Annotated in this window: 22 protein-coding genes; 14 read left to right on the top strand and 8 right to left on the bottom strand. The window is 67.7% G+C overall.

Annotated features, from left to right (window positions below):
* Nucleotides 1-9 precede the first annotated feature (9 nt).
* A complete protein-coding gene (locus tag F7R26_RS30545; RefSeq protein ID WP_241754589.1) occupies nt 10-1,521 on the bottom strand; it encodes an efflux transporter outer membrane subunit in 1,512 nt (503 codons plus the stop codon).
* Nucleotides 1,522-1,679: 158 nt separating this feature from the next.
* On the opposite strand from F7R26_RS30545, the gene F7R26_RS30540 reads away from it, so the two are divergent.
* The 7 genes from F7R26_RS30540 (at nt 1,680) to F7R26_RS30510 (ending at nt 8,078) form a co-directional block, all read left to right on the top strand.
* Nucleotides 1,680-2,213: a winged helix-turn-helix transcriptional regulator gene (locus F7R26_RS30540; RefSeq protein WP_150988272.1), complete on the top strand. Its 534-nt coding sequence runs from the start codon at nt 1,680-1,682 to the stop codon at nt 2,211-2,213.
* 51 nt (nt 2,214-2,264) lie between these two features.
* Nucleotides 2,265-3,377, top strand: a complete 1,113-nt coding sequence (locus F7R26_RS30535) for an HlyD family secretion protein (protein WP_150988269.1) — start codon at nt 2,265-2,267, stop codon at nt 3,375-3,377.
* Nucleotides 3,374-5,008: a DHA2 family efflux MFS transporter permease subunit gene (locus F7R26_RS30530; RefSeq protein WP_416351347.1), complete on the top strand. Its 1,635-nt coding sequence runs from the start codon at nt 3,374-3,376 to the stop codon at nt 5,006-5,008. Before F7R26_RS30535 ends, F7R26_RS30530 begins: the two co-directional genes overlap by 4 nt.
* Nucleotides 5,009-5,034: 26 nt before the next feature.
* The gene (locus F7R26_RS30525) at nt 5,035-5,262 is read left to right on the top strand and encodes a hypothetical protein (RefSeq protein ID WP_150988266.1); all 228 of its coding nucleotides are present in this window, start codon (nt 5,035-5,037) and stop codon (nt 5,260-5,262) included.
* Complete coding sequence (locus tag F7R26_RS30520; protein WP_150988263.1) at nt 5,262-6,449, top strand: thiolase family protein; 1,188 nt, start codon at nt 5,262-5,264, stop codon at nt 6,447-6,449. The genes F7R26_RS30525 and F7R26_RS30520 overlap by 1 nt, the downstream gene beginning before the upstream one ends.
* Nucleotides 6,450-6,534: 85 nt before the next feature.
* The gene (locus tag F7R26_RS30515; RefSeq protein WP_150988260.1) at nt 6,535-7,083 is read left to right on the top strand and encodes a winged helix-turn-helix transcriptional regulator; all 549 of its coding nucleotides are present in this window, start codon (nt 6,535-6,537) and stop codon (nt 7,081-7,083) included.
* Nucleotides 7,084-7,139: 56 nt separating this feature from the next.
* Nucleotides 7,140-8,078, top strand: a complete 939-nt coding sequence (locus F7R26_RS30510) for a 2-dehydropantoate 2-reductase (RefSeq protein ID WP_150988258.1) — start codon at nt 7,140-7,142, stop codon at nt 8,076-8,078.
* Here the strand turns inward: F7R26_RS30510 and F7R26_RS30505 are convergent.
* Nucleotides 8,075-9,058: an AraC family transcriptional regulator gene (locus F7R26_RS30505; protein ID WP_150988254.1), complete on the bottom strand. Its 984-nt coding sequence runs from the start codon at nt 9,056-9,058 to the stop codon at nt 8,075-8,077. The two genes, F7R26_RS30510 and F7R26_RS30505, sit on opposite strands and share 4 nt — an antisense overlap.
* A 167-nt stretch (nt 9,059-9,225) precedes the next feature.
* On the opposite strand from F7R26_RS30505, the gene F7R26_RS30500 reads away from it, so the two are divergent.
* Complete coding sequence (locus F7R26_RS30500) at nt 9,226-9,762, top strand: carboxymuconolactone decarboxylase family protein (RefSeq protein ID WP_193692183.1); 537 nt, start codon at nt 9,226-9,228, stop codon at nt 9,760-9,762.
* 205 nt (nt 9,763-9,967) lie between these two features.
* Here F7R26_RS30500 and F7R26_RS30495 read toward each other — a convergent pair whose 3' ends face one another.
* The 3 genes from F7R26_RS30495 to F7R26_RS30485 all read right to left on the bottom strand — a co-directional run bounded on the left by F7R26_RS30495 (nt 9,968) and on the right by F7R26_RS30485 (nt 14,395).
* Entirely contained in the window at nt 9,968-11,215 is a 1,248-nt protein-coding gene (locus F7R26_RS30495) for a cation:proton antiporter (RefSeq protein WP_150988251.1), read from the bottom strand.
* A gap of 235 nt (nt 11,216-11,450) precedes the next feature.
* A complete protein-coding gene (locus tag F7R26_RS30490; RefSeq protein WP_150988248.1) occupies nt 11,451-13,283 on the bottom strand; it encodes a methyl-accepting chemotaxis protein in 1,833 nt (610 codons plus the stop codon).
* A 212-nt stretch (nt 13,284-13,495) separates the two neighbouring features.
* Nucleotides 13,496-14,395 carry a LysR family transcriptional regulator gene (locus F7R26_RS30485; protein WP_150988245.1) on the bottom strand — a complete coding sequence of 300 codons (900 nt, stop codon included), beginning with the start codon at nt 14,393-14,395 and terminating at the stop codon, nt 13,496-13,498.
* Nucleotides 14,396-14,518: 123 nt separating this feature from the next.
* On the opposite strand from F7R26_RS30485, the gene F7R26_RS30480 reads away from it, so the two are divergent.
* From F7R26_RS30480 to tcuB, 6 genes are all read left to right on the top strand, one after another.
* On the top strand, nt 14,519-15,490 hold the full coding sequence (locus F7R26_RS30480) for a tripartite tricarboxylate transporter substrate binding protein (RefSeq protein WP_150988243.1): 972 nt from the start codon (nt 14,519-14,521) through the stop codon (nt 15,488-15,490).
* Between the two features lie 67 nt (nt 15,491-15,557).
* Entirely contained in the window at nt 15,558-16,307 is a 750-nt protein-coding gene (locus F7R26_RS30475) for a PIG-L deacetylase family protein (RefSeq protein WP_150988240.1), read from the top strand.
* Nucleotides 16,304-17,017, top strand: a complete 714-nt coding sequence (locus F7R26_RS30470) for a 4-carboxy-4-hydroxy-2-oxoadipate aldolase/oxaloacetate decarboxylase (RefSeq protein ID WP_150988237.1) — start codon at nt 16,304-16,306, stop codon at nt 17,015-17,017. Before F7R26_RS30475 ends, F7R26_RS30470 begins: the two co-directional genes overlap by 4 nt.
* Nucleotides 17,018-17,098: 81 nt before the next feature.
* Nucleotides 17,099-18,049, top strand: coding sequence for a LysR family transcriptional regulator (locus F7R26_RS30465; RefSeq protein WP_150988234.1), 951 nt, complete (start codon nt 17,099-17,101; stop codon nt 18,047-18,049).
* A 184-nt stretch (nt 18,050-18,233) separates the two neighbouring features.
* A complete protein-coding gene (gene tcuA / locus F7R26_RS30460) occupies nt 18,234-19,661 on the top strand; it encodes an FAD-dependent tricarballylate dehydrogenase TcuA (protein ID WP_150988231.1) in 1,428 nt (475 codons plus the stop codon).
* On the top strand, nt 19,648-20,799 hold the full coding sequence (tcuB, locus tag F7R26_RS30455; RefSeq protein WP_150988228.1) for a tricarballylate utilization 4Fe-4S protein TcuB: 1,152 nt from the start codon (nt 19,648-19,650) through the stop codon (nt 20,797-20,799). Before tcuA ends, tcuB begins: the two co-directional genes overlap by 14 nt.
* A gap of 294 nt (nt 20,800-21,093) precedes the next feature.
* Here the strand turns inward: tcuB and F7R26_RS30450 are convergent, their stop codons facing one another.
* From F7R26_RS30450 to F7R26_RS30440, 3 genes are all read right to left on the bottom strand, one after another.
* Nucleotides 21,094-21,501: a Zn-ribbon domain-containing OB-fold protein gene (locus F7R26_RS30450; protein ID WP_150988226.1), complete on the bottom strand. Its 408-nt coding sequence runs from the start codon at nt 21,499-21,501 to the stop codon at nt 21,094-21,096.
* 4 nt (nt 21,502-21,505) lie between these two features.
* Nucleotides 21,506-22,672, bottom strand: coding sequence for a thiolase domain-containing protein (locus tag F7R26_RS30445; protein ID WP_150988223.1), 1,167 nt, complete (start codon nt 22,670-22,672; stop codon nt 21,506-21,508).
* 100 nt (nt 22,673-22,772) lie between these two features.
* Entirely contained in the window at nt 22,773-24,326 is a 1,554-nt protein-coding gene (locus F7R26_RS30440; protein ID WP_150988220.1) for a class I adenylate-forming enzyme family protein, read from the bottom strand.
* Nucleotides 24,327-24,358: the final 32 nt, after the last annotated feature.

Genomic DNA, 24,358 nt, shown 5'->3' with positions numbered 1-24,358 from the left:
CTGATCCGGTCACCACCCACCGCCCAGCGCGCGGAACGTCGCCACCGCGGCGCGCGCGTTGTCGGCGTGCACGCGGGCCTGCTGGTCGCGCGCGGCCAGCAACTGGCGCTCCTCATCCAACACCTCGAACAGGCTGACGGCCCCGCCCTTGTACGCATCTTCGGAAGCGCCGCGCGCGCGTTCGTGGGCGTCGATCTCGGTGCTCAGCTCCTTGCCTTGCGATTCCAGCTCGGTCAGCGTGACGATGGCGTTCTCCACGTCTTCGGTGGCGCGCAGCATGGCCTTGCGGTAGTTGACCAGTGCCTCGGCGTTGGCGCCTTTGGCCTGCGCCACCTCGGCATCCACGCGGCCGAAATCGAACAGGCGCCAGCGCAAGCCCGCTGCCGCCACCGGCTGGAACGCGGCAGCGGAAAACAGCTTGCCGCCGCTCAGGGTCTCAAAGCCGAGCAGCGCGGACAAGGACAGCTTGGGGTAGTACTCGGCGGTGGCCGCGCCGATGCGCGCGCTGCTGGCGGCCAGCCTGCGCTCGGCCGCGATCACGTCGGGGCGGCGGCGCAGCAGGTCGGCGGGACCCTGGGCCACGGAGATGGCCGGCACGGCCACGCCGCTCGGCAGGGGGCCAAGCTCGGCCGCGTAGGTGCCCGGCTGCGCGCCCATCAGCACATCGAGCCGGTTCAACTGGGTTTGCAGCTCGATGCGCAGCGGTGGAATGGTGACGCGCGCCTGCGCCACCAGCGCTTGCGCCTGGGCTACCTCGCGGCTCGATGCAAGCCCGTCGCGCAAGCGCAATTGCACCAGGTCCAGCAGCTTGCCGTTGTTCGCCACCTGCTCCTGCGCAATGGCAATGCGCTGCTGCGCGCCGCGCACGCGGAAGTAGGCATCGGCGGCCTCGGCCGCCACCGAGATGCGCGCGCCGAGCTGGTCGGCCTGCGCGGCCTGCGCCTCGGCGTCGGCCGCCTCTGCGCCACGCCGCAGGCCGCCGAACAGGTCGATCTCCCAGCTCGCCCCCGCGCCCAAATCGTATAGCGCGGCATTGCGGTCGTAGCCAGGGAACTTGCTCGCGATCTTGCCTAGCGGGCTTTCCAGCGACTGATGCACCTTGGCCGCCTGCGCCGAAAAACTGCCTTGGGGCAGCAGTTGCGCACCGGCCTCGGCGGCGGCGGCCCGTGCCTGCTGCACGCGGGCAAACGCGGCGGCCAGGTCCAGGTTCTGGTCCAGCGCGCGCTGGACGATGCGCGTAAGCGCGGGATCGTCGAATCCCGTCCACCAGGTATCCAGCGCAGGCGCAGGCTGGCGCGTGGCGCGTGCGGCCAGCGCATCGGCATGCGGGTAGCTGGCCGCGGTGTCGATCGCGGGCGCCCTGTAGTCCGGGCCTACCGCGGCGCAAGCCGCCAGGCCAAGCGCCGTCAGCGCTGCCGCGGCGAGCGCGGTGGCCCGCGCCGCGTGCCGGCGCAGGTGCTGGTACGGCTGCGGCTGCGGCTCTTGAGGCGCGAGTCCGGGGCGGGGCGGGGTACGGCGCATGTCCATCTCCTTCGGGGATTCAGGGATTCAGCGAAATCAGGAAGCGGCTTGATCGCCGCCCCACTGGCTTTCTTCAACAAGTTACTTGCATGATGATATTTACAACTCTATACTAACTTTCATCTTGATAGCAACCTGATTTCCCGGAGGTCGCGAACATGCAGAAAAAGCCGCTCGACAATGCGCCTTGTCCCATTGCCCGCAGCCTGGCGCGGGTGGGTGAGCCGTGGAGCATCCTGATCCTGCGCGAGGCGTTCTACGGCAACAGCCGCTTCGACGAATTCCAGAAGCAGCTGGGCATCGCGCCCAACATGCTGGCGCGCCGCCTCGAAACCCTGGTGCGCGAGGGCCTGCTTGCGCGGCGCCAGTACTGCGAGCGGCCGCCGCGTTTCGAATACCTGCTGACTGACCGGGGCCGCGAATTCCGCCCGGTGATGCTGGCGCTGCTGGCCTGGGGTAACCGTCACTTCTCGCCCGAGGGCGAGAGCGTGCTGCTGGTGGACCGCCAGACCGGCGCCACCGTTGTCCCGATCCTGGTGGATGCGCAGACCGGGCATCCCATTACCGATGCCGATCACGTGGTCGTGGCCGGCCCGGCCGCCAGCGAAGGCGTCCGCGCCAAGCTTGAAAAGTCGACGCGGGCACGCGTGGCCACCATCCCCGATGTCCCGCAAGCAGCGGTCCAAATCTGAAAGCGCTACAGCGCTGCAGCGAAAGTTCGAGCGAAAACCAGAGGAAGCGTCATGACAAGCGATATCACCGCCGAGCGTGCAGGCCCGGCGCCCATCCCCGTTACCAGCAAGCCTCGCATCAGCCGCAAGCGGCTGATCGTGACCGGCGCGCTCATCGCCGCCGGCCTTGGCGCCGCGGCCTATGGCCAGCACTGGTGGACGCACGGCCGCTTCCTGCAAAGCACCGACGATGCTTATGTCGGCGGCGAAGTCACGGTGATTGCACCGAAGGTGCCGGGCTACCTGGCGCAGGTGCTGGTGACCGACAATCAGCAGGTGCACGCCGGCGACTTGCTGGCCCGCATCGATGACCGCGACTACCGCGCCGCGCTGGCCAAGGCGGAAGGGGCGGTGGCCGCCCAGCAGGCGTTGCTGGCCAATCTGGATGCCACCCGCTCCTTGCAGGAAGCCGTGATCGGCCAGGCCCGGGCGGCGGTCACCGCGGTGAATGCCGACACCCAGCGCTCGCGCGACGACCAGGCTCGTTACCAGAGCCTGGCGGCCAAATCGGCCGTATCGGTCCAGAGCTCGCAGAAGGCCGACTCGGACTACAAGCAAGCTCTGGCCAACACGCAGAAGGCCCAGGCCAGCCTGCTCGCCGCGCAGCGCCAGATCGACGTGATCGCCACGCAGAAGCTGCAAGCGCAGGCGGCGCTCGCGCAGGCCGTGGCCGAGCGCGATATCGCCAAATTGAACCTGGGCTACACGGAGTTGCGCGCGCCCATCGACGGCACCATCGGCAACCGCCGCGCCCGCGTGGGCGCCTACGCCGCGGGCGGCGCGCAGCTACTGTCCGTGGTGCCGGCACGCGGCCTGTGGGTCGATGCGAATTTCAAGGAAGGGCAGCTTGCGCATCTGCGCCCGGGCATGCGTGCCACGGTGGAGGCCGACGTGTTGCCTGGCCGCGTGTTCCACGGCCGCGTACTCAGCCTGGCGCCGGCCACGGGGGCACAGTTCAGCGTGCTGCCCCCGGAGAACGCCACCGGCAACTTCACCAAGATCGTCCAGCGCGTGCCGGTGCGCATCATGCTGGATGACAACGAGGCCGCGCTGGCCATGCTGCGGCCCGGCTTGTCGGTGCTGGCGCAAGTCGATTCCCGTGCCGACGCGCAGGTGCAACCATGAGCAGCAGCGTCCTGGCCGGCCCCGGGCAGGCCACGCAGCCAGCCGAGCCCGCGCAGCCGCCCGCGCCGGCGTATTCCGCGGCCTCCATGAGCACGGGCGCCAAGGTGCTGGCCTTCGCCACCATGTGCGTGGGCATGTTCATCGCCTTGCTGGATATCCAGATCGTCTCGGCCTCGCTGCGCGACATCGGCGGCGGGCTGTCGGCGGGCACCGATGAAACCGTGTGGGTGCAGACCAGCTACCTGATCGCCGAGATCATCGTGATTCCGCTGTCGGGCTGGCTGTCGCGCGTGATGTCCACGCGCTGGCTGTTTGCCGTTTCGGCGGCAGGATTTACGCTAACCAGCCTGCTGTGCGGCCTCGCCTGGAACATCCAGAGCATGATCGCCTTTCGCGCCATGCAGGGCTTCCTGGGTGGCTCGATGATTCCGTTGGTGTTCACCACGGCTTTCGCCTTCTTCGGCGGCAAGCAGCGCGTGATTGCCGCGGCCACCATCGGCGCGCTGGCCTCGCTGGCGCCCACGCTCGGGCCCACCGTGGGTGGCTGGATCACCGACAACTACTCCTGGCATTGGCTGTTCTTCATCAACCTGGTGCCGGGCATCTTCATCGCGGTGGCGGTGCCGCTGCTGGTGCGCGTGGACCAGCCCAACTGGTCGCTGGTGCGCGGCGCCGACTATCTCGGCATGACGCTGATGGCGCTGTTCCTCGGCTGCCTGCAGTACACGCTGGAAGAAGGCCCGCGCTGGGACTGGTTTGGCGACGATGTGATTCTCACCACGGCCTGGATCTCGGGCATGGCGGGCGTCGGCTTTGTCTGGCGCAGCCTGACCTACGCCCATCCGGTGGTGGACCTGCGCGCGCTCAAGGACCGCAACTTCGCACTCGGCTGCTTCTTCTCGTTCGTCACCGGCGTGGGCATCTTCGCCACCATCTATCTCACGCCGCTGTTCCTGGGCCACGTGCGTGGCTTCAGCGCGCTGCAGATCGGGCTGGCGGTGTTCTCCACGGGGGTGTTCCAGGTCATGTCGATCCCCGTCTATGCCTTCTTCGCCAATCGGGTGGACCTGCGCTGGCTGATGATGTTCGGGCTGGGCTGCTTTGCCTTCTCGATGTGGCAGTTCGCGCCCATCACGCATGACTGGGGCGCGCAGGAGCTGTTGCTGCCGCAGGCGTTCCGCGGTATGGCGCAGCAGTTCTCGGTGGCGCCGGCGGTCACGCTCACGTTGGGGTCGCTGGCGCCGGAGCGGCTCAAGCTGGCGTCCGGGCTGTTCAACCTGATGCGCAACCTGGGCGGCGCGATCGGCATCGCCAGTTGCGCGACTATCCTGAACGACCGCACCAACTTGCATTTCCAGCGTCTGGCGGAGCACCTGAACTACAGCAACGAGGCCATGGGCGCGCTGCTGCAGGCAGTGGGCAGCAATATGGCCGCGCTGGGGCACGACGTCGCCGATGCGCAGTCCGCCGCGCTCAGGCAACTGTGGGCACTGACCTGGCGCGAGGCGCAGACGCAGACGTTTGGCGATGCCTTCCTGGTCATCATGGTGTGCTTTGTCATCGCCACCGCCATGGTGCCGCTGCTGCGCAAGGCGGGGCCGCCCATGGCGCCATCGGCCGATGCGCATTGAGGCCTTCCACACCCGGGAGATGGATCATGAACACCCGTTTAGCTAGCGCGCTGGCCTGTGCCACGCTGTTTGCCGCCATGGCGGCCCAAACCATCCACGCCGGCACGGAGCGCCCACGCGACTCCGGCGTGGGATGCGCCCGCGCCGACAACCGTTACTGCAAGGCGCCGCAGGGTGCGGCAGCTGGCGATGCGCAAGCGCAATGGCCGGCCGCCGCGCGGCCGGCTTCGTCCACCACCCCAAGGAGCCTGTGATGAAAACCAGGGAAGTTGTGTTATGCCACCCCGTTCGCACCGCCATCGGCGCCTATAACGGTTCGCTCAAGGCCACGCCGGCGACCGAACTGGGCGCGGCGGTCATCCGCGAGACGGTGCGCCGCTCAGGCGTCGATCCGGAGCGCATCGGCAGCGTGGTGTTCGGCAATGTGATCCAGGCGGGCAACAGGATGAATCCCGCCCGGCAGGCGGCCATCGGCGCGGGCCTGCCGGTTTCGCTGCCGGCGATGACGGTCAACCGCGTATGCGGGTCCGGCGCGCAGGCCATCGCCAGCGCCGCCGATGAAGTCTGGCTTGGCCATGTCGACGTGGCGATTGCCGGTGGCATGGAGAACATGGACCAGGCGCCTTACCTGATGCCTGCCGCCCGCTGGGGCAGCCGCATGGGCGACGCGGCACTGCAGGACAGCATGCTGCGCGATGGCTTGGTGGATGCATTCTCGGGCGAGCACTCCGGCTGGCATACCGAGGACCTGGTGACGCGTAACAAGATCGGCCGCGACGAACAGGACCGGTGGGCCGAACGCTCGCAAAGCCGTTTTGCCCGCGCGCAGGAGCAAGGCCGTTTTGTGGAGCAGATCATCGGTGTGCCCGTGAAGGCAAAGGGCGGCACGTCCACGTTCAATGTGGATGAAGCGAACCGGCCGGATACCACCTTCGAGATTCTCAGCAAGCTGCGTCCGGCGTTTCGCAAGGACGGCACCATCACCGCGGGCAATGCACCGGGGCTCAACAGCGGCGCGGCCGCCATGCTGGTCGCCGAACGATCGCTGGCCGAGAGCCTTGGGCTGGCACCGATGGCCCGGCTGGTGGCCTATGGCGTAGGCGCCGTCGAGCCGGGCTTGTTTGGCCTTGGGCCCGTTCCGGCCGTGCGCCAGGCGCTGCAGCGCGCGCAATGGGCGCTGGGCGATGTCGAGTGGCTAGAGATCAATGAGGCCTTCGCGGCGGTGCCCCTGGCCGTGGCGGGCGAACTCGGATTGCCGCTCGACATCATCAATGTGGAGGGCGGCGCGATCGCGCATGGCCATCCCATCGGCGCAACCGGGGCGGTGCTCACCACACGCCTGCTGTACGCGATGCGGGCGCATGGGCTACGCCGGGGCATCGTGACGCTGTGCATCGGGGGCGGGCAGGGCATTGCGCTGGCCCTCGAAGCCCTGGATTAGACGGCACCGGCGGGGACGGCATCGCGGCGTTTCAATCCAGCTATCATGTTGAAAGTATCAAGATGCCGAAGCGGAGTCCTCGACCATGCAAAGAAAAACCTTCAGGAACATGCAATGCCCCATCGCCCGCGGGCTGGAGCGCGTTGGCGAGTGGTGGAGCATGCTGCTGATGCGCGAGGCGTTCTATGGCGCGCGGCGTTTTGACGATTTCCAGAAGAACCTGGACATCGCGCCCAATATGCTCACGCGCCGCCTCACCGCGCTGGTGGAGGAAGGCCTGCTGGAGCGCCAGCAGTACTCGGAAAAGCCGCCGCGCTATGAGTATGTGCTGACGCAATGCGGGCGGGATTTCCTGCCCGTGCTGCTGGCCATGCTGGCCTGGGGCAACAAGCACTTCGCGCCGGAAGGCCCCAGCGTGGAATTGCGCGACAAGGAAACCGGCAAGGTGGTCGATCCCGTGCTGGTGGACGCCGGCACGGGCGAGCGGCTGAGTTTCAAGCGGCATGCCCTGGTAGCGGGCCCGGCCGCCGCGGACGGCATGCGCCGGCGCCTGGCATCCGCCGCCGGCTTCCTGGGGGGCGCAGAGCAAGCCGGGGAGGCGGGCGACGCGGTGCTCGCTGGCGACCTGCCGTAGGCGCTCTGCACTGTTAATCACCATTAACCAAGTCGGATATCGAAGCGGGAAACGTCATGAAGATTCTGGTCCTGGGCGCTGGCGCCATGGGTGGTTACTACGGCGCTCGCCTGATGCAGGCGGGGGCGGATGTCACGTTCCTGGTGCGGCCACGGCGCGCCCAAGCGCTGGCGAGAGACGGCCTGACCGTGCGCAGCGAGCTTGGCGATTTCCGCGCCGCCGTGAAGACGGTGCTGGCCGAGCACGTCAAGGCGGACTACGACCTGGTCCTGCTGGCATGCAAGACCTATGACCTGGACAGCGCGATGGCCGCGCTGGGCCCGGCGCTTTCTGCCAGCGGGAGCAAGCGCGCGGCGATCCTGCCGCTGCTCAACGGGTTGCGTGCGTATGAGACGCTGGACGCGCGCTACGGCCGCGACAGGGTACTTGGCGGCGTGTCGTACATTGCCACCACGCTGGACGCCGCTGGTGCGGTGGTGCATCAAGGCGCGGTCGACAGGCTCATCGTGGGCGCGCGTGCCGAGTCGGCGCAGGGCCTGGCCAGCGCCTTCCATGCGCTTGCCGCCAGCACGCCCGGCACGCGCGAGTTGTCACCGGCCATCGACCAGGCGCTATGGAACAAGTGGGTGATGATCTCGGCCGGCGCGCTGATGACCTGCCTGATGCGTGGCACCGTCGGCGAGATCGTGCGGACGGTGGACGGCCGCGCGCTGATGCAGCAGGCCATGGACGAATGCGCGGCGGTGGCGCGTTTGTCCGGGCACGCCTTGCCCGAGCCGGTGACCCAGGCCATGGCCGCTCGCCTGCTGGATGAGAACTCGGCCTGGGCCGCCTCCATGATGCGCGATATCGCGCAGGGCGCGCCCCGCCTGGAGGCATACGACATCGTCGGCGACATGGCGCAGCGTGCCGCGCGCATGGGGCATGCGGTGCCGCTGGTGCGCATCGCCTATAGCCACCTGCAGGTCTACGAAGCGCAGCGCGCCGCGGCCTAACGCGCCGAGGCCGCCTGCGCGGCGGCGGCCGTGCGGCGCTCCCGCGCCGCACGCCGGAACATGCCCGGCCCCACACCAAAGTGCGCTTTGAAGGCGCGCCCGAAGGCGGCCTCGGAGGCATAGCCGCAATGCTCGCCGATGCTGGCTGCGGAGCCGCGGTCCAGCGTCAGCAGGCGGGCGGCCATCTCCATGCGCAAGGTGGTCACGAACTGCAGCGGCGTCTCGCCGCTAAGCTGGGCGAAGCGCCGCGCGAACGTGGCGCGCGACACATGGCACGCCGCCGCCAGCGATGCCACCGACCACGGCTCGGCCGGCGCGCGCAGCACCGCATCGATCGCCTTGGACAGCCGCGCATCGCCCATCAGCGCCAGCAGGCTATGCGTGACGCCGCCCTGCGCGATCAGCGCGCGCAACACCAGGGTCAGCAACGCGGTGGAGAGCTGCCCGATGACCGCCGCGCCACCTGGCTCGGGCGCCTGCGCCTCGTTGCGCATCATGTCGATCAGCGCATGCAGCCAGGCGCAATCGGCGCGCTGCGCGGTGGCCACACGCAGCACCGGCGGCAGGTTGCGCAAGAGCACCGTGCCCGGCAAGCCCAGCACGAACGTGCCGCACAGCATGTCCAGCGGATGCGCGTCGCCGGGCATCGTCACCTCGGTCAGCAAGCCATTGAAGCGCGTCGTCCGGGCCGGCATGGCGGCGTGTGCGCCGGCGGCACTTTCGGTCTCCTCGGTCCCCTCGGGCAGGCTGCGCAGCGTGTGCGCGCTGCCATGCGGGAACAGCAGCACGTCGCCCGTATCGAGCGAGATGGCCTCCTGCGCCACCAGCGCGCGCGCCTGCCCCTTCAGGATGATGTGATACGGCAGATGGCCGGCCGGCGCCGCCGCATTGTCCACCCGCCAGTTGCCGGCGAAGTGGCAGTGCAGGTCGACGGTGCCGGCTGGCGAAAGCATGCGCACAAGTTCGGTCAGGCTATCCATGGTGGGAACGTTAGCATTGAGACGGATATGTGTGTTGAGACGATTGGGCAAGATAATGCGACGATTGTGTGCGGTAAGTCTTGCCTGGTGCGCCTAGACTTCAGTCCATGGAAGCAGCGCAACAAACACAGCGCGGGTCCATCAACCAACCGCAAAGGAGTGCCATCATGTCCCGTCTTCACACCATCAATCCCTCCGAAGCCACTGGCCAGGCCGCCCAGCTGTTTGCCGCCATCAAGGGCGCCGTGGGCAAGGTGCCCAACGCTTACGCGGTGATCGGCAGCAATGCCCCCGAGGTGCTGGCCCATGCGCTGCAAACCGGCGCGCTGCTCAAGAATGGTACGCTCAGCGCCCGTGAGCTCGAAACGATCAACCTTGCCGTCAGCGAAGCGTCGGGTTGTGACTATTGCGTGGCCGCGCACACCATGACCGGCAAGATGGCTGGCTATACCGCGGAACAAACGCGAGAGCTGCGCGCCGGCGAGTACCCGCAAGACAGCAAGATCGACGCCCTGGTCCGCTTCGCACTGGCCGTGGCCACGACTTCCGGCACGGTCCCTGCCAGCGTCGTCGCCAATGTGCGCGAAGCCGGTTACACCGATCGGCAGATCGTCGAGAGCATCCAGGCCATCAGCGCGATCCTGTTCACCAATATGATCAACCGCGTCAACGATACGGTGATCGATTTCCCGAAGGTGGCGTGAGAGGCGGCGGGAGGCGAGCTGATCGTGCCCCGCGCTGGCCGACACCGCCGTCCTTAACGCCGGCTACGACGTCACCCGCGCGCGGTATCGTGAGATCAAACCCGGTGTTGTCGCTAGCTGGAAGCAGGCGAGTGGGGAGCGCCGGCTGTAAGCCAGGCGCAGGCGGCGGGTGAGTCCCGCCGCCTGCTTGCGGATGGCGTATCCGTTACGGCTTCGGGCTCAGGCCGTTCAGGTGCTTGACCAGCTTGCCCAGCGTGGTGGCCTGGATCAGCAGGCTGAACACCACCACCAGGTAAGTCACGCCGATCAGCATCTCGCGGCCGGGGAACTCCGGCAGCGATAGCGCCAGTGCAATCGAGATGCCGCCGCGCAGGCCGCCCCAGGTCATGATGGTGGCCGAGTGCGGATTAAGCCGGCGGAAATTCTGCAGCGCCAGCAGCGGGATGGCCACGCTGATGCCGCGCGCAATCAGCACCACGGGAATCGCCGCCAGCCCCAGCCAGACAATATGCAGCTGCAGCGACAGCGCGATGATCTCCAACCCGATCAGGCCAAACAGCACCAGGTTGAGCAACTCGTCCAGCAGGCCCCAGAAATTGAACAAGTGTTCGCGGGTCTTCTCCGACATCGACTTGCTGGTGCTATGGTTGCCGATCACCAGGCCCATGATGACCACGGACAGCGGCGCGGACACGTGCACCGCTTCGGCCAGGCTGTAGCCGCCGGTGGCGAGCGCCAGCGTGATCAGGATCTCGACCGGATAGCTGTCGATCCCGCGCAGCAGCACCGACGCCACATAGCCCACCACAATGCCCAGCACCACGGCGCCCAGCACTTCGCGCACCAGCGCGAGCGCCACGTGCGAAGCGGAGAACTCGGTGGCGCCGGTAGCGAGTCCCACCAGGGTCAGGAATGCCACCACCGCGGTGCCATCGTTGAACAGCGACTCGCCCGCAATCTTGGTTTCCAGGCTTTCCGATGCGCCCGCGTTCTTGAGCACGCTGAGCACGGCGATCGGGTCGGTAGGGGAAATCAGCGCACCGAACACCAGGCACCACAGCAGGCTGACCGGGTGGCCCAGCCACTGTGCGACATAGAAGAAGCCGAACCCGACCGCGGCGGTCGAGATCACCACGCCGATCGTGGCCAGCATGACCACGGCCCGGCGCTGGCGGCGCATGCGCGAGAGGTCGACGTGCAGGGCGCCGGCGAACAGCAGCAGGCTGAGCAGGCCGTGGAAGACCACGTCGGAGAAATCGATCTGGGCCACGAGCTTGCGGGCCTGCGCGACCATTTCAGGGTGGTTGAAGCCGAGGATGGACACGCTCAGGCAGGTCACCAGCCCGACGGCGGTGATGCCCAGGGTGTCGGGCAGCTTGATGAAGCGGTGGTTGATGACGCCGAAGATGGCGATGAGGGTGAAAAGGGCGCCAGTCCCTTGGAATACAGTCATGCGGGGAGTTCTCCTTGCCGATGGGCGTTGCGGGTGTTTCAAGAATGACAGGCAGTGCAGGTACTGCAGGCACCGCCGGCATTGCGCGTCGGGTGCGACGCTATGTGGATTTTGTGCCACATCAACCATATCAGCAATTGGGAAATTTCTTCAATTGGCGCCCGCCTGACGAAAAAAAGGGTTCAGCCGCCGCTGAACCCCCCTTGCTTACCTGGCTCGCCGCTGCGTCAGCGGTTCAAGCCCCGAACCCCGTCGCGCCGCCATGCGCCCTGGCCAGGCGGAACTGGCCGACCGCATCGGCCAGCTTGTTGGCTTGCTCATGCAGGAAACCGGCGGCCGCCGAGGCTTGCTCGACCAGCGCCGCATTCTGCTGCGTCGTCCCGTCGAGCTGGCTCACGGCCTGGTTGACCTGCGTGATGCCTACGCTTTGCTCGCTGCCGGCACTCGAGATTTCGCGCAGCACCTGCTCGACCTGCTTCACGCTGGCCACGATGCTGTTCATGGTCTCGCCGGCGTCTCGTACCAGCTCCGCGCCCGAGTCCACCTTGGCCACCGATTTGCTGATCAGTCCTTTGATTTCCTTGGCGGCCTGGGCGCTGCGCTGGGCCAGCGTGCGGACTTCGCCAGCCACGACGGCGAATCCGCGTCCTTGTTCGCCGGCGCGGGCGGCTTCCACGGCAGCGTTGAGCGCCAGGATGTTGGTCTGGAAGGCGATGCCGTCGATGACCCCGATGATGTCGTGGATCTTGGCGGAGGCGGTCGAGATTTCCTGCATGGTGGTCACCACGCGAGAGACGGCATCGCCCCCTCGGTTGGCGACCTGGGAGGCCGCCGCCGCCAGCTCGCCGGCGCGCACCGCGGCCTCGGCCGAGTTTTGCACGGTGCCGGTGAGCTCGTCCATGGCCGCCGCTGTCTGCTCCAGGCTGGCCGCGGCTTGCTCGGTTCGCGAGGACAGGTCGATATTGCCCTGCGAGATTTCGGCGGTTGCCGTGCGAACCGATTCGCTGCTGTCCCGGATATCGATCAGCACCGTGGTGAGCTTGTCGGCAAACTGGTTGAACGCGCGGGCGATCTGCGCGACCTCGTCATTGCCGTCGGCGGGCAGGCGCTTGGTCAGGTCGCCTTGTCCGGAGCCGATTTCATCCATCGCCTCGCGCACCTGGGACAGTCGCCGGAACGCAGAGGCAGTCATGACCGAGCCGACTCCCGCGGCGAGGAAGGCCACCGCCACCAGGGTCATGAACATGGCTTGCAGCACATTGCGCAGGCCGGCCAGCGCTTCGTCCTCATCCATGGCAACCACCACTTCCCAGTCGGAGTTCTTGACCGGCTCCGCATGCAGCAGCTTGGTGGCGCCGGCGATCTTGACCGCGAGGGGCTGCTCGGGATCCGACAGGCTGGCCAGGGCGTTCGCCGTCAGGTCGGCGGACAGATCGGTGGCCGGCTTGAGGTTGAGCTTGGCATCCGGATGCGCCACGATGCGCCCGCTCTTGTCTGCCAGGAAGGCAAAGCTGGCGGGGGTGGGATGGATGCCGTTCACGGTGGAGGTCACGGCGTCCAGGTTCACATCGGCGGCCACCACGGCCTTCAACTGGCCATTGGCCAGCACAGGCAGGGCCAGCGTCACCACGAGCTTCTTGCTTGCGACATCTTCATACGGCTGCGTGATGACCAGCTTGCCGGCGCTGACGGCGGCCTGGTACCACGGGCGGCCCGTGGGATCGTAGTCGGCCGGGATGCCGAGATCGCGGGAAAACACCGCGTGCTTGTCCGGGTAGCCCGCATAGGCCACGATAAAGCCGCCGGATTTTTCCAGCTGCGTGACCGCGGCCATGGGATCGGTGGAAAGGCTCTCCGGCGAAACGGCTTGCACCATGGCGGCCCGCGCGTTTAGCCACTCGGTGATGGCTTGCGCGTTGCCTTGGGTGATGGTGGCGAGGTTTTGCCGCAGCGTGCGTTCGTCGCTGCGCTTCGTGACAACGTAGGTGATGCCGGTGGACGCCGACAAGGCGGTGACAACGATGGCGACACAGGTCGCCGTAATGCGTGTACGGAGCGAGAGATGCATGCGCGTTGGGTAGGGGGCGGTGGTTAAAAAAAGGCCTCCGACAATTTTGTTGTCGGCCAGCATGCCCCGGCTAACGGAAGGCTGGAGGGGAACTGTAGGGCTGAAACGGCAATGTGCAGACATTTCACCGCGATCGTGCATGGTGGCGCCCCGCGGCGTGGTGAATACGCCGCTATTGCGCAGCGGGACTCAGTTTCCGCCCCCTCCTTGCCTTAGCCGCCAACCTCAAAAAATGCCAGGAACCGACGCATGATCGGTGACAGCGCGCCGGTGCGATGCGCCACCAGCACCCGGCTGGTGGCATCCTGGCCAGCCAGTGGCCGGTACGTCACGCCGGGGATGCCGGTGCGCGCGTAGATCTCCGGCAGCACCGACACGCCGGCGCCGCTCGCCACCAATCCAATGATGGTGGTCGCCTCGCGCGCCTCCTGGCCGATGCGCGGGGCAAAGCCCGCCCGGTTGCACAGCGTGGTGACGTGGTCGAACAGCCCGCAGCCCAGCCCGCGGGGGAACAGCAGGAAAGCCTGTGCGGACAGCGCGCCGATATCGATCCCGGCGTCGTCCACCGCGTTTGCCAATGCGTGCCAGGCAGGCAGCACGGCGACCAGGCGGTCGGCCAGCACTTCGTGCACGGTGATGCTGGCGGGCGGGTAGAACTGGGGCGACGGCCGCAGGAAGCCAATGTCGATCTCGCCTTTCTCCAGTCCTTGCAACTGCTGGCCGGTGGACATATGCACCAGCTCCAGCATGGCGCGCGGGTGGTCCACGCGGAACTGCTGCACCGCGCGCGGAAATGCATCCTGCATCGGCACCGAGGCGGTGAAGGCCACGCGGATCTCGCCTGCCTCGCCGGCGGCCACCTGCCTGACCACCTCGCGGGCCTGCTCCAGGTTGGCCAGCGCCGCCCTGGCCTTGTCCAGGAACAATGTGCCCGCCGGCGTCAGCGCCACATGATGGCGGGAGCGGTCCAGCAGCGGGCTGCCGAGCTCGTCCTCCAGCGCCTTGATCTGGATGCTCAGCGGCGGCTGGCTGATATGGAGCTTGCGCGCGGCCTCGCTGAAGCTCAGCGCTTCGGCCACGGCGACGAAATAGCGGAGTTGGCGGAAATCCATTGCTTATATCGAAGTGCAATAACAAGGGGTTTGAAAACGTATTGGACAGTATCACGGCAGCTGCCCAGAATGCACGTAAACGGCCTTGAGCCGCACCTCAAATTGCACCATCAGGAGACAACCATGCTGCGCCGCCCCTACCTTGCCGGCTTCCTGGCCGCCGCGCTGTCGCTGGCCGCCAGCGCCGCCAGCGCCCAGGCCTACCCGGCCAAGCCCATCCGGCTGGTCGTGCCCTATGCCGCCGGTGGCGCGGTGGACATCGTGGCGCGCTCGGTCGGGCAGAAGATGAGCGTGCTGCTCAAGCAGCCCATCATCGTCGACAACCGCCCGGGCGCCAGCACCAATATCGGGATGGAGGCCGTGGCCAAGGCCGCGCCGGACGGCTACACCATCATGATGGCGTCCAACAGCCTGGCCACCAATGCCGCGCTGTTCGCCAAGCTGCCGTTCGACCCGGCACGGGATTTCACGCCGGTGGCGCGCGTGGGGCAGGCCTCGCTGGTGCTGGTGGTGCCGGCAAAATCCAGCGTGGCGTCGCTCAAGGGCCTGGTCTCCCAGGCACAGGCCCAGCCGGGCAAGCTCAGCTATGCCTCGGCCGGCAACGGCAGCTCGGGCCATCTCGCCGGCGAGCTGTTCAAGGAAGCGGCGCATATCGACGTGCTGCATGTGCCTTACAAGGGCGGCGCGCCCGCGATCACCGACCTGCTGGGCGAGCGTATCTCGTTCATGCCGATCAACCCGCTCGAAGTCATCACCCATATCCGCGCCGGCACGCTGCGCGCCATCGCGGTGGCAAGCGACCAGCGCACGCCGCTGCTGCCGGACGTGCCGACCTCGCGCGAGCAAGGCTTGCCAGGCTTCACCGCCTCGGTCTGGTGGGGGCTGGTGGCGCCGGCCAAGACGCCGCCGGCCGTGGTCCATGAACTCAACACCGCCGCCAACGCCGCGCTCGCCGACCCCGATGTGCGCAAGCAGCTCGCGCAACTGGGCGTGACCATTCTGCCGGGCACACCTGAAGCGTTCGGCCAGTTCGTGCGCGGCGAAGCGACCGCCTGGAACGGCGTCATCCGCAAGGCAGGCATCACGGCCGACTGACGCCTCACGCGCATCCGCCGACCCAACACGATCCATTACGATCCGCCACGATCCAAGAGAATCCCCCATGTCCGACATCCAAGCCCAAGCCCAGCCGGACGCGCAGCGTCCCTCGATCCTGGTGGTCAGCGCGCACGCCGCCGATTTTGTCTGGCGTGCCGGCGGCGCCATCGCGCTCTACGCCGAGCGCGGCTACAACGTCAAGATCGTCTGCCTGTCCTTTGGCGAGCGCGGCGAGTCCGCCAAGATGTGGCGCCAGCCGGGCATGACCATCGAGCGCGTCAAGGCGGCCCGGCATGAAGAAGCCCAGCAGGCCGCCGACATCCTGGGCGCGACGCTGGAGTGCTTCGACCTGGGCGACTACCCCATGCGCGTGACCGACGCGGCGCTGCTGCGCCTGGCCGATCTCTACCGCGCGCTGCGGCCCGAACTGGTGCTGAGCCACTCGCGCGAGGACATCTACAACTTTGACCATCCGCTCGCCACGCACGTCGCGCAGGAGGCGCGGGTCATCGCCCAGGCGCATGGCTACAAGCCCGAGGTGCCCGTGATCGGCGCGCCGCCGGTGTTTCTGTTCGAGCCGCACCAGCCCGAGCAATGCAACTGGAAGCCCGACGTGCTGCTCGATATCTCCTCGGTATGGGAAAAGAAGCAGCGTGCCTTCGCCACCATGGCGGCCCAGGAGCACCTGTGGGAGTACTACACCCGCGTGGCGCTGCAGCGCGGTGCGCAGGCCGCGCGCAACTCCGATCGCAAGGTGAAGTACGGCGAAGGGTATGCGCGCGTGTTCCCGCAAGTTGCACAGAGCCTGTCATGAAGACCATCGCCTATCGCAACATCCTGCGCGCGGCCGCCGCGGACATCGACGTACTGGGCGCCGCCGGTGTCGCCACGGTGCACGAGGCGCAGCGCCGCACCGGGCTGATGAAGCCCTACATGCGGCCCATTCAGCCCCGTGCCGCCATTGCCGGCAGCGCCGTGACGGTGCTGATGCATCCCGGCGACAACTGGATGATCCACGTCGCGGTGGAACTGGTGCAGCCCGGCGACGTGCTGGTGGTGGCGCTGGTCAGCGACTGCACCGATGGCTTGTTCGGCGACCTGCTGGCCACCTCGCTCAAGGCGCGCGGCGCGCGCGGCCTGGTGATCGACGGCGGCGTGCGCGATGTGGCCACGCTCAATGCCATGGGCTTCCCGGTCTGGTCGCGGGCGGTTTCGGCGCAGGGCGCGGTCAAGGAAACCGTGGGCGCGGTCAATGTGCCGGTGGTCTGCGCCGGCGCCCACGTGCGGCCCGGCGACGTGATCGTGGCCGACGACGATGGCGTGGTGGTGGTGCCGCGCCCGCTCGCTGCCGAGACCGCGCGCCGTGCCGCCGAGCGCGGTGCCATGGAGGAGGGCAAGCGCGCCACGCTGGCCGCTGGGGTGCTGGGGCTGGACATGTACCAGATGCGCGAGGCGCTGGCGGCCAAGGGCCTGGTGTACGCCGACCAGACCGTGGACTGGTACAGCGGCTTCGACGAGGCCTGACCGGGCGGCCACCGCCGGTTCGCGATCTGGTATAAGCGTCGCACACACGAATCCAGACACGAATCCAGGCCGGGGAACCCCATGGAACTGCGCCAGCTTCAGTATTTTGTCCGCGTGGTGGAGCTTGGCAGCATGAGCCGCGCCGCGCTCGACCTCGATATGGTGCAATCCGCCATGAGCCAGCAGATCAGCCGGCTGGAGAGCGAGCTGGCCACCCGGCTGCTGCGCCGGACCACGCGCGGCGTGACGCCCACCGAGGCCGGGCTGGCCTTCTTCCGCGAGGCGCAATTGGCGCTGCGCCATGCCGAGCAGGCCAAGCGCGCCGCCCACCATGCGCGGCTTTCCGGCACGGTCAGCGTGGGGCTGGCGCCCACCACGGCTTCGGTCATCGGCGTGCCGCTGATGCGCGCCATGCGCGAGCGCTATCCGGATGTGCGCCTGCACATGGTGGAGAGCCTGTCAGGCCACCTCAGCGCCATGCTCAACGCCCGCCAGCTCGACCTGGCCGTGCTGTTCGACACCGTTGTGGCGCGCCGCTGGAGCGTGACGCCACTGCTTGAGGAAACCCTGTTCCTGATCCGCTCGCGCCGCGCGCTGCCGGCCGAGGACGACGCCGAGGCGCCACCGCGGCTGCGCATGGCGCAGTTGCGGGACGTGCCGCTGATCATGCCCACCGGCCTGCATGGGCTGCGCAGCACGCTCGATGCCGCCTTCGCCCGCGTGAAGATCGTGCCGCAGGTGGTGCAGGAGGTGGATTCCCTGGCCATGCTGATGGACGCCGTCGACCTCGGGTTTGGCGCCACCCTGCAGCCCTGGGCCGCGGTGGGGCGCTATGCCGATGCGCAGGCGCGTTTCCACCTGGCCGAGATCGCGGACCCCAAGGTGCGGCGCCAGAACGTGCTGTGCAGCCTCTCAGACGACGAACTATCGCCCGCCGCGCTGGCCTTGCGCGTGGTGCTGGCCGATTGCGCCCGCGAACTGGTGCGCTCCGGCGCCTGGCGGGGTGCCCGGTTGCTTGGGCCGGAGGGATGATGGACGTGCCCCGGGGGGGGTATCACGATTCGTGATGCCCCCATGCGATCCGGGGGCTTAGCAGGGCGCCGGCGGGCCGCTACAGTGCGGGCATCCCAACCGGAACCCTCATCGTGCTGTCCACTATTCAAATCCGGGAGCCGTCCCTGCCGGCTATCCCTAGCCTTGCCCGAGGCGCACGCCCATGATCGACGTCCTGGTCATCGGCGGCGGCAATGCCGCCCTGTGCGCGGCCCTGATGGCGCGCGAAGCCGGCGCCAGCGTGCTGCTGCTGGAAGCCGCCCCGCGCGAGTGGCGCGGTGGGAACTCCCAGCACACCCGCAACCTGCGCTGCATGCACGACGCGCCACAAGACGTGCTGGTCGAGGCCTATCCCGAAGAGGAATACTGGCAAGACCTGCTCAAGGTCACCGGCGGCCTGACCGACGAGCGCCTGGCTCGCCTGGCCATCCGCGCCTCGTCGACCTGCCGCGACTGGATGCGCAGCCACGGCGTGCACTTCCAGCCACCGCTGTCAGGCGCGCTGCATGTGGCGCGCACCAATGCCTTCTTCATGGGCGGCGGCAAGGCGCTGGTCAACGCGTACTTCCGCAGCGCCGAAGCCCTTGGCGTCAAGGTGCGCTACAACGCCCCGGTGGACGCCATCGAACTGGACGGCGACCGCTTCAAGGCCGCCCGCATCGGCAGCGAGCGCATCGAGGCGCGCAGCTGCGTGCTGGCCGCCGGCGGCTTCGAGTCCAACCGCGCATGGCTGCGCGAGGCCTGGGGCCAGAACGCCGACGGTGACTGGCCGGCCGATAATTTCCTGATCCGCGGCACGCGCTTCAACATGGGCGTGCTGCTCAAGTTCATGATCGAAGCCGGGGCGGACGCCATCGGCGACCCCTCCCAATCGCACTGCGTGGCCATCGACGCGCGCGCGCCGCTGTATGACGGCGGCATCTGCACCCGGGTGGACTGCGTCTCGCTGGGCGTGATGCTCAACCGCAATGCCGAGCGCTTCTACGACGAAGGCGAGGATTTCTGGCCCAAGCGCTACGCCATCTGGGGGCGGCTGGTCGCGCAGCAGCCCGGGCAGATCGGCTATTCGATCATCGACGCCAAGGCCGTGGGCCGCTTCATGCCGCCGGTATTCCCGGGCGTGCGCGCCAACACGCTGCCGGAACTGGCGCGCCAGCTCGGTCTGGACGAGGCCACCTTCATGCGCACCATCGGGGACTACAACGCGGCGTGCCGCGTCGGCACCTTCGACCACACCGTGCTGGACGATTGCCACACCGAGGGCATTGCCCCGGCCAAGACCCACTGGGCGCGGCCGATCGATACCGCACCGTTCTTCGGCTATGCCCTGCGCCCCGGCATCACCTTTACCTACCTCGGCCTCAAGGTGAACGAGCACGCCGCCGTGCACTTCGGCGGCAAGCCCAGCGCCAACCTGTTCGTGGCTGGCGAGATGATGGCCGGCAACGTGCTCGGCAAGGGCTATACGGCAGGTGTCGGCATGGCCATCGGCACCGCCTTCGGGCGTATCGCCGGCACCCAGGCCGCCGCCGCCGCGCTTGGGCGGCCCGGTCACAACGTATTCCAGGAAAAACAGCATGCAACATCTTGAAGCGCTGACGCGCGAAGCGGCGGCGCTGGCCCAGGGCGTGCTGCCGCTCACCGGGGACGAGGCCGAGGTAGGCCGCGTCATGCAGATCTGCAATGCCTGCCGTTATTGCGAGGGCTTTTGCGCGGTGTTTCCCGCCATGACGCGCCGGCTGGAGTTCGGCAAGGCCGATATCCACTACCTGTCCAACCTGTGCCACAACTGCGGCGCTTGCTACCACGCCTGCCAGTACGCGCCGCCGCACGAGTTTGCGGTCAACGTGCCGCAGGCCATGGCCAAGGTGCGTGTTCAGACATACTCCGACTACGCCTGGCCCGCCGCCCTCGGTGGCCTGTACCGCCGCGCCGGCCTGGCCACCGCGCTGGCGCTGGCAGCCGGGCTGGCGTTGTTCCTGGTGATGGTGCTTGCCATGCGTGGCAGCCTGCTGCACGCACCGCTGGCCGGCAACTTCTACGCCATCTTCCCGCACAACCTGCTGGCGGCGATGTTCGGCCTGGTGTTCGGCTGCGCGGTGCTGGCGCTGGGCGTGGGCGTGACGCGTTTCTGGCGCAGGGTCTCGCCCGGCGAGCTGCAGGGCGAGGCGCGCGGCCCGGCCATCGGCGGCGCGGCGCACGATGCATTGCGGCTGCGCTACCTGGGCGGCGGCCACGGCCAGGGCTGCAACAACGGGGACGACGCGTTCACCCTGTGGCGCCGGCGCTTCCACCATTTCACGTTCTATGGCTTCATGCTGTGCTTTGCCGCCACGGCGGTCGCCACCTTGTACCACTACCTGCTGGGGCTGCACGCACCGTATGCGCCCACCAGCCTGCCGGTGCTGCTGGGCACGGCCGGCGGCATCGGCTTGCTGGTCGGCCCGGCGGGCCTGCTCTGGCTCAACCTGAAGCGCGACCCGCGCACCGGCGATGCCGCCCAGAAGCCGATGGACCGCGGCTTTATCGCGCTGCTGTTTTTCACCAGCCTGACGGGGCTGGCGCTGCTGGCCTGGCGCGACACCGCGGCCATGGCGCTGCTGCTGGCGGTGCACCTGGGCGTGGTGATGGCGTTGTTCCTGACGTTGCCTTACGGCAAGTTCGCACACGGCATCTATCGCAGCGCGGCGCTGCTCAAGTGGAATATTGAAAAACGCCGGCCCGATTGAGGTGTTGTGGGCTGGACGTCAAAAGCAACTGCGGTTTCGCCACCCCTGCGGGGCAGACCTACTTTCTTGCTTGCCAAGAAAGTAGGCAAAGAAGGCGCCCCATACGGCCTCTGAACACCTCCACGGCTCGCTGCGCATCGCGTGTGGGTGTTTCCCGCCCCTTCGGGCGGGAAACACGGCTACCACAGTGGTTGATCTTGCCGCCGGTTGGCTCCCCTCTCCCACTTGTGGGAGAGGGGTCGGGGGAGAGGGCGGGCGCTCGCCATTGCGATGTCCCTCGCGCTCCTGTTTGCTTTAGCCTGCGCTCACCGGCGTGAACGTCGGCACCGGCGGCCCGTCGTCCGTCGGCGTGAACGTCAGTTTCACTTCCTGCCCGATGCGCACGGTATCCAGGTCGCAATCCACGATGTTGGTCATCATGGTCACGCCTTCTTCCAGCGTCACATAGGCAATGCAGAAGGGCGTGGGGCCGGCACGGCGGGTGACGCTGAACGAGTAGATGGTGCCCCGTCCCGAGGCCTGCTTCCATTCGGTCTCGCCCATGCAGAACGGGCACAGCGTGCGCGGGTACCAGTGGGGCTTGCCGCAGGATTTGCAGTGCTTGACCAGCAGGCGGCCTGCGCGGGCGGCTTCCCAGAACTCGGTGTTGTCCGGGGCAACCTGCGGCGCTTTGAGGGGAGTGGCTGTGTAAGGTGTGCTCATCTTATTACTCCCGTTCCAGGATGACGGTGGCGCTGCCGTGGCGCGAGCCGAGGTAGCCGCCGGTGCCTTGGGCCAGGGCCAGGTCGCAGTTCTTGACCTGCACGGCGGGATGGGCTTCGCCGCGCAGCTGGCGCACCGCTTCGATCACCTTGGTGATGCCGCCGCGGTTGGCCGGGTGGTTGTTGCACAGGCCACCGCCGTCGGTGTTGAAGGGCAGCTTGCCCACGCCGGAGATCAGGTTGCCGTCGGCCACGAACTTGCCGCCTTCGCCCTTCTTGCAGAAACCCAGGTCTTCCAGCTGCATCAGCACGGTGATGGTGAAACTGTCGTAGATCGAGGCGTACTTGATGTCGGACGGGCGGATGCCGGCCTCTTCAAACGCGATCGGGCCGGAGATGGCGGCGCCCGACCAGCTCAGGTCGACCATGCCGCCGAGCTGGCCCTTGACGGCTTCACCGGCGCCACGGATCTTCACCATGGGGCGCTTGAGCTTGGCCGCGATTTCCGGGCGGGCGACGATCAGCGCGCCGCCGCCGTCGGACACCACGCAGCAGTCGAGCTTGCGCAGCGGATCCGAGATCATTGGCGAATTCAATACGTCCTCCACCGTCACCACATCGCGCAGCATGGCGTGGGGATTGTGCTGCGCGTGGTGCGAGGCCGCCACCTTGATCCAGGCAAGCTGTTCGGCGGTGGTGCCGTACTGGAACATATGGCGCATCGCCACCATCGCGTACAGGTTCACGGTCACCGGGCTGAACGGCGCCTCGAACGGCTGGTCGGGCAGGTTGGCGCCCCAGTTGCGCGCCTGCGTGCCGCTCGAGCCTTCCGAGCGCGGGCGGCCTGCCAGCGTGATCAGCGCCACATTGCACTTGCCGGCGGCGATGGCCTGCGCGGCGTGCGAGACGTGGACGATATACGCCGAGCCACCGGTATCGGTGGAGTCGACATGGCGCACCTTCAGGCCGAGGTAATCGACCATATTGAGCGCGCCAAGGCCAGGCGCGTCACCCGCGCAGAAGTAGCCGTCCACGTCCTGCAGGGTGAGGCCGGCGTCCTCCAGCGCGCCCTTGGCGGATTCGGCGTGCAGTTGCGCGACGGATTTGTCCGGTGCCTTGCGGGTCGGGTGCTCGTAGGCCCCGACGATATAAGCTTTGCCGTTGATGCTCATGGGTCTCCCTGGTTGTTGTCCCGGATATGTTGGTGTGCGTTGATGGCTATGGACTATGGATATAGCCGAAGTCTTGAGTTCTTGCTTGGTGCCGCGAGTGTCAAGGTGCGCGCCCGTATTGCTCGCGCAGATCGCGCTTGAGCACCTTGCCGATGGCGTTGCGCGGTAGTTCCTGCGACAGCTCCAGCGCGGCCAGGCGCTGCATTTTCTCCAGCCGGCCATTCACCCAGTCCAGCAGCGCGGCGGCTTGGGCGGTGGCGCCGGGCCGCAGCACCACGAAGGCGACGGGTGTCTCGCCCCAGCGTTCCGAGGGCACGCCGACCACCGCCGCGTCCGCGATGTCGGGATGCCCGAGCAGCACCGCCTCGATGTCGCTCGGGTAGATGTTGAAGCCGCCCGAGATGACCATGTCCTTCTTGCGGTCCATCAGGATGAGGAAGCCGTCGGCATCGAAGTAGCCTACGTCGCCGGTGCGGATGAAGCGCTTGCCGGTGGCGTCGAACCACTCGGCCTCGGCGGTCTTCGCTGGATGATTGTGGTAGCCGGACATCATCGCGGGGGAATGCCCGACGATCTCGCCCGGGGTGTTGCGCGGCGCGTCGGTGGGGAGCTCGCGGCCGTGATCGTCCAGCAGGCGCATATCGGTGTCAGGCGAGGGACGCCCGACCGTATGCAGCTTGTCCGGGTGCTCATGCGTGCGAAGCTCGCAGCGCCCGCCGCCCTCGGTCATGCCGTAGTACTCGATCAGCGCGCCCGGCCAGCGTGCCAGCACCTGGGCCTTGAGCGCTGCGGCAAAGGGCGCGCTGGTGCAGAACTTATAGCGGAACGATGACAGATCGGTGCTGGCAAAGTCGGGGTGGGCCAGGATGCGCTGGTATTGCACCGGCACCAGCATGGTATGGGTCACGCGGTGCCGCGCGGCCAGCGCCAGGTACTGGCCGGCATCGAACTTGCGCATCAGCACCACGGTGCCACCCAGCGACAAGGTGGGGAACAGGCTGACCAGTGTGGTGTTGGAGTACAGCGGCGTGGACAGCAGCGCCACGGTGTCCGGGCCGTAGCCGCCCTGGGTGGCGCGCTGCACATGCGACGAGCGCATGCCGAACGGCTGGATGATGCCCTTGGGCACGCCGGTGGTGCCGGATGAATAGATCAGGTTGAAAGCCCAGTCGGGCTGCACGTCGACCGGAGCCGGCCGGGCATCTTCGGGGGCCAGCCATTGACCAAAGGCAAGGCCCGCGTGGCTGTCGTCCAGCGCGATGCAGGGAATGCCAAGCTCGGCCTCCAGCCCATGCAGGGCCTGGTGCGTGCTGGCATCGATCAACAGCCGGCGCGCCCCCGAGTCCTGCACCATGCCACGCAGCGTCTGCGGGTTGAGCGAGGGCGACAGCGGTGCCACCGCCACGCCCGCCCGCAGGCAGCCGAGGAAGGCGGCGACGTATTCGATCGACGTCGCGGCGCAGATGGCGACGGCGCCTTGCGCCGGCACACCGTCTCGCTGCAGCGCGGCGGCAACGCGGTCGGCAAGCCGGTTGAGGCTGGCGAAATCTACGCTGCGTTCGTCCAACACCACGGCCGGATGCCGTGGCCGGAGCGCGGCTTGGGCGTCGACGAGGGCGGCTAGAGGGGTGAAGTCAGTGCTTGTCGGTGACATAGGGCTGCCATTGGGCGCTTGGGGTGTGCTTG

This window comes from Cupriavidus basilensis (genome assembly GCF_008801925.2).
Taxonomy (GTDB): Bacteria; Pseudomonadota; Gammaproteobacteria; order Burkholderiales; family Burkholderiaceae; genus Cupriavidus; species Cupriavidus basilensis.
Note: the sequence above shows the minus strand (reverse complement) of the source record. Positions and strands in the feature narration are given on the sequence as shown.

What these genes read in the sequence shown, in the direction of transcription:
- F7R26_RS30545 (WP_241754589.1), bottom strand. Translation starts at nt 1,521, where the DNA reads ATGCGCCGTACCCCGCCCCGCCCCGGACTCGCGCCTCAAGAGCCGCAG.
- F7R26_RS30540 (WP_150988272.1), top strand. Translation starts at nt 1,680, where the DNA reads ATGCAGAAAAAGCCGCTCGACAATGCGCCTTGTCCCATTGCCCGCAGC.
- F7R26_RS30535 (WP_150988269.1), top strand. Translation starts at nt 2,265, where the DNA reads ATGACAAGCGATATCACCGCCGAGCGTGCAGGCCCGGCGCCCATCCCC.
- F7R26_RS30530 (WP_416351347.1), top strand. Translation starts at nt 3,374, where the DNA reads ATGAGCAGCAGCGTCCTGGCCGGCCCCGGGCAGGCCACGCAGCCAGCC.
- F7R26_RS30525 (WP_150988266.1), top strand. Translation starts at nt 5,035, where the DNA reads ATGAACACCCGTTTAGCTAGCGCGCTGGCCTGTGCCACGCTGTTTGCC.
- F7R26_RS30520 (WP_150988263.1), top strand. Translation starts at nt 5,262, where the DNA reads ATGAAAACCAGGGAAGTTGTGTTATGCCACCCCGTTCGCACCGCCATC.
- F7R26_RS30515 (WP_150988260.1), top strand. Translation starts at nt 6,535, where the DNA reads ATGCAAAGAAAAACCTTCAGGAACATGCAATGCCCCATCGCCCGCGGG.
- F7R26_RS30510 (WP_150988258.1), top strand. Translation starts at nt 7,140, where the DNA reads ATGAAGATTCTGGTCCTGGGCGCTGGCGCCATGGGTGGTTACTACGGC.
- F7R26_RS30505 (WP_150988254.1), bottom strand. Translation starts at nt 9,058, where the DNA reads ATGGATAGCCTGACCGAACTTGTGCGCATGCTTTCGCCAGCCGGCACC.
- F7R26_RS30500 (WP_193692183.1), top strand. Translation starts at nt 9,226, where the DNA reads ATGTCCCGTCTTCACACCATCAATCCCTCCGAAGCCACTGGCCAGGCC.
- F7R26_RS30495 (WP_150988251.1), bottom strand. Translation starts at nt 11,215, where the DNA reads ATGACTGTATTCCAAGGGACTGGCGCCCTTTTCACCCTCATCGCCATC.
- F7R26_RS30490 (WP_150988248.1), bottom strand. Translation starts at nt 13,283, where the DNA reads ATGCATCTCTCGCTCCGTACACGCATTACGGCGACCTGTGTCGCCATC.
- F7R26_RS30485 (WP_150988245.1), bottom strand. Translation starts at nt 14,395, where the DNA reads ATGGATTTCCGCCAACTCCGCTATTTCGTCGCCGTGGCCGAAGCGCTG.
- F7R26_RS30480 (WP_150988243.1), top strand. Translation starts at nt 14,519, where the DNA reads ATGCTGCGCCGCCCCTACCTTGCCGGCTTCCTGGCCGCCGCGCTGTCG.
- F7R26_RS30475 (WP_150988240.1), top strand. Translation starts at nt 15,558, where the DNA reads ATGTCCGACATCCAAGCCCAAGCCCAGCCGGACGCGCAGCGTCCCTCG.
- F7R26_RS30470 (WP_150988237.1), top strand. Translation starts at nt 16,304, where the DNA reads ATGAAGACCATCGCCTATCGCAACATCCTGCGCGCGGCCGCCGCGGAC.
- F7R26_RS30465 (WP_150988234.1), top strand. Translation starts at nt 17,099, where the DNA reads ATGGAACTGCGCCAGCTTCAGTATTTTGTCCGCGTGGTGGAGCTTGGC.
- tcuA (WP_150988231.1), top strand. Translation starts at nt 18,234, where the DNA reads ATGATCGACGTCCTGGTCATCGGCGGCGGCAATGCCGCCCTGTGCGCG.
- tcuB (WP_150988228.1), top strand. Translation starts at nt 19,648, where the DNA reads ATGCAACATCTTGAAGCGCTGACGCGCGAAGCGGCGGCGCTGGCCCAG.
- F7R26_RS30450 (WP_150988226.1), bottom strand. Translation starts at nt 21,501, where the DNA reads ATGAGCACACCTTACACAGCCACTCCCCTCAAAGCGCCGCAGGTTGCC.
- F7R26_RS30445 (WP_150988223.1), bottom strand. Translation starts at nt 22,672, where the DNA reads ATGAGCATCAACGGCAAAGCTTATATCGTCGGGGCCTACGAGCACCCG.
- F7R26_RS30440 (WP_150988220.1), bottom strand. Translation starts at nt 24,326, where the DNA reads ATGTCACCGACAAGCACTGACTTCACCCCTCTAGCCGCCCTCGTCGAC.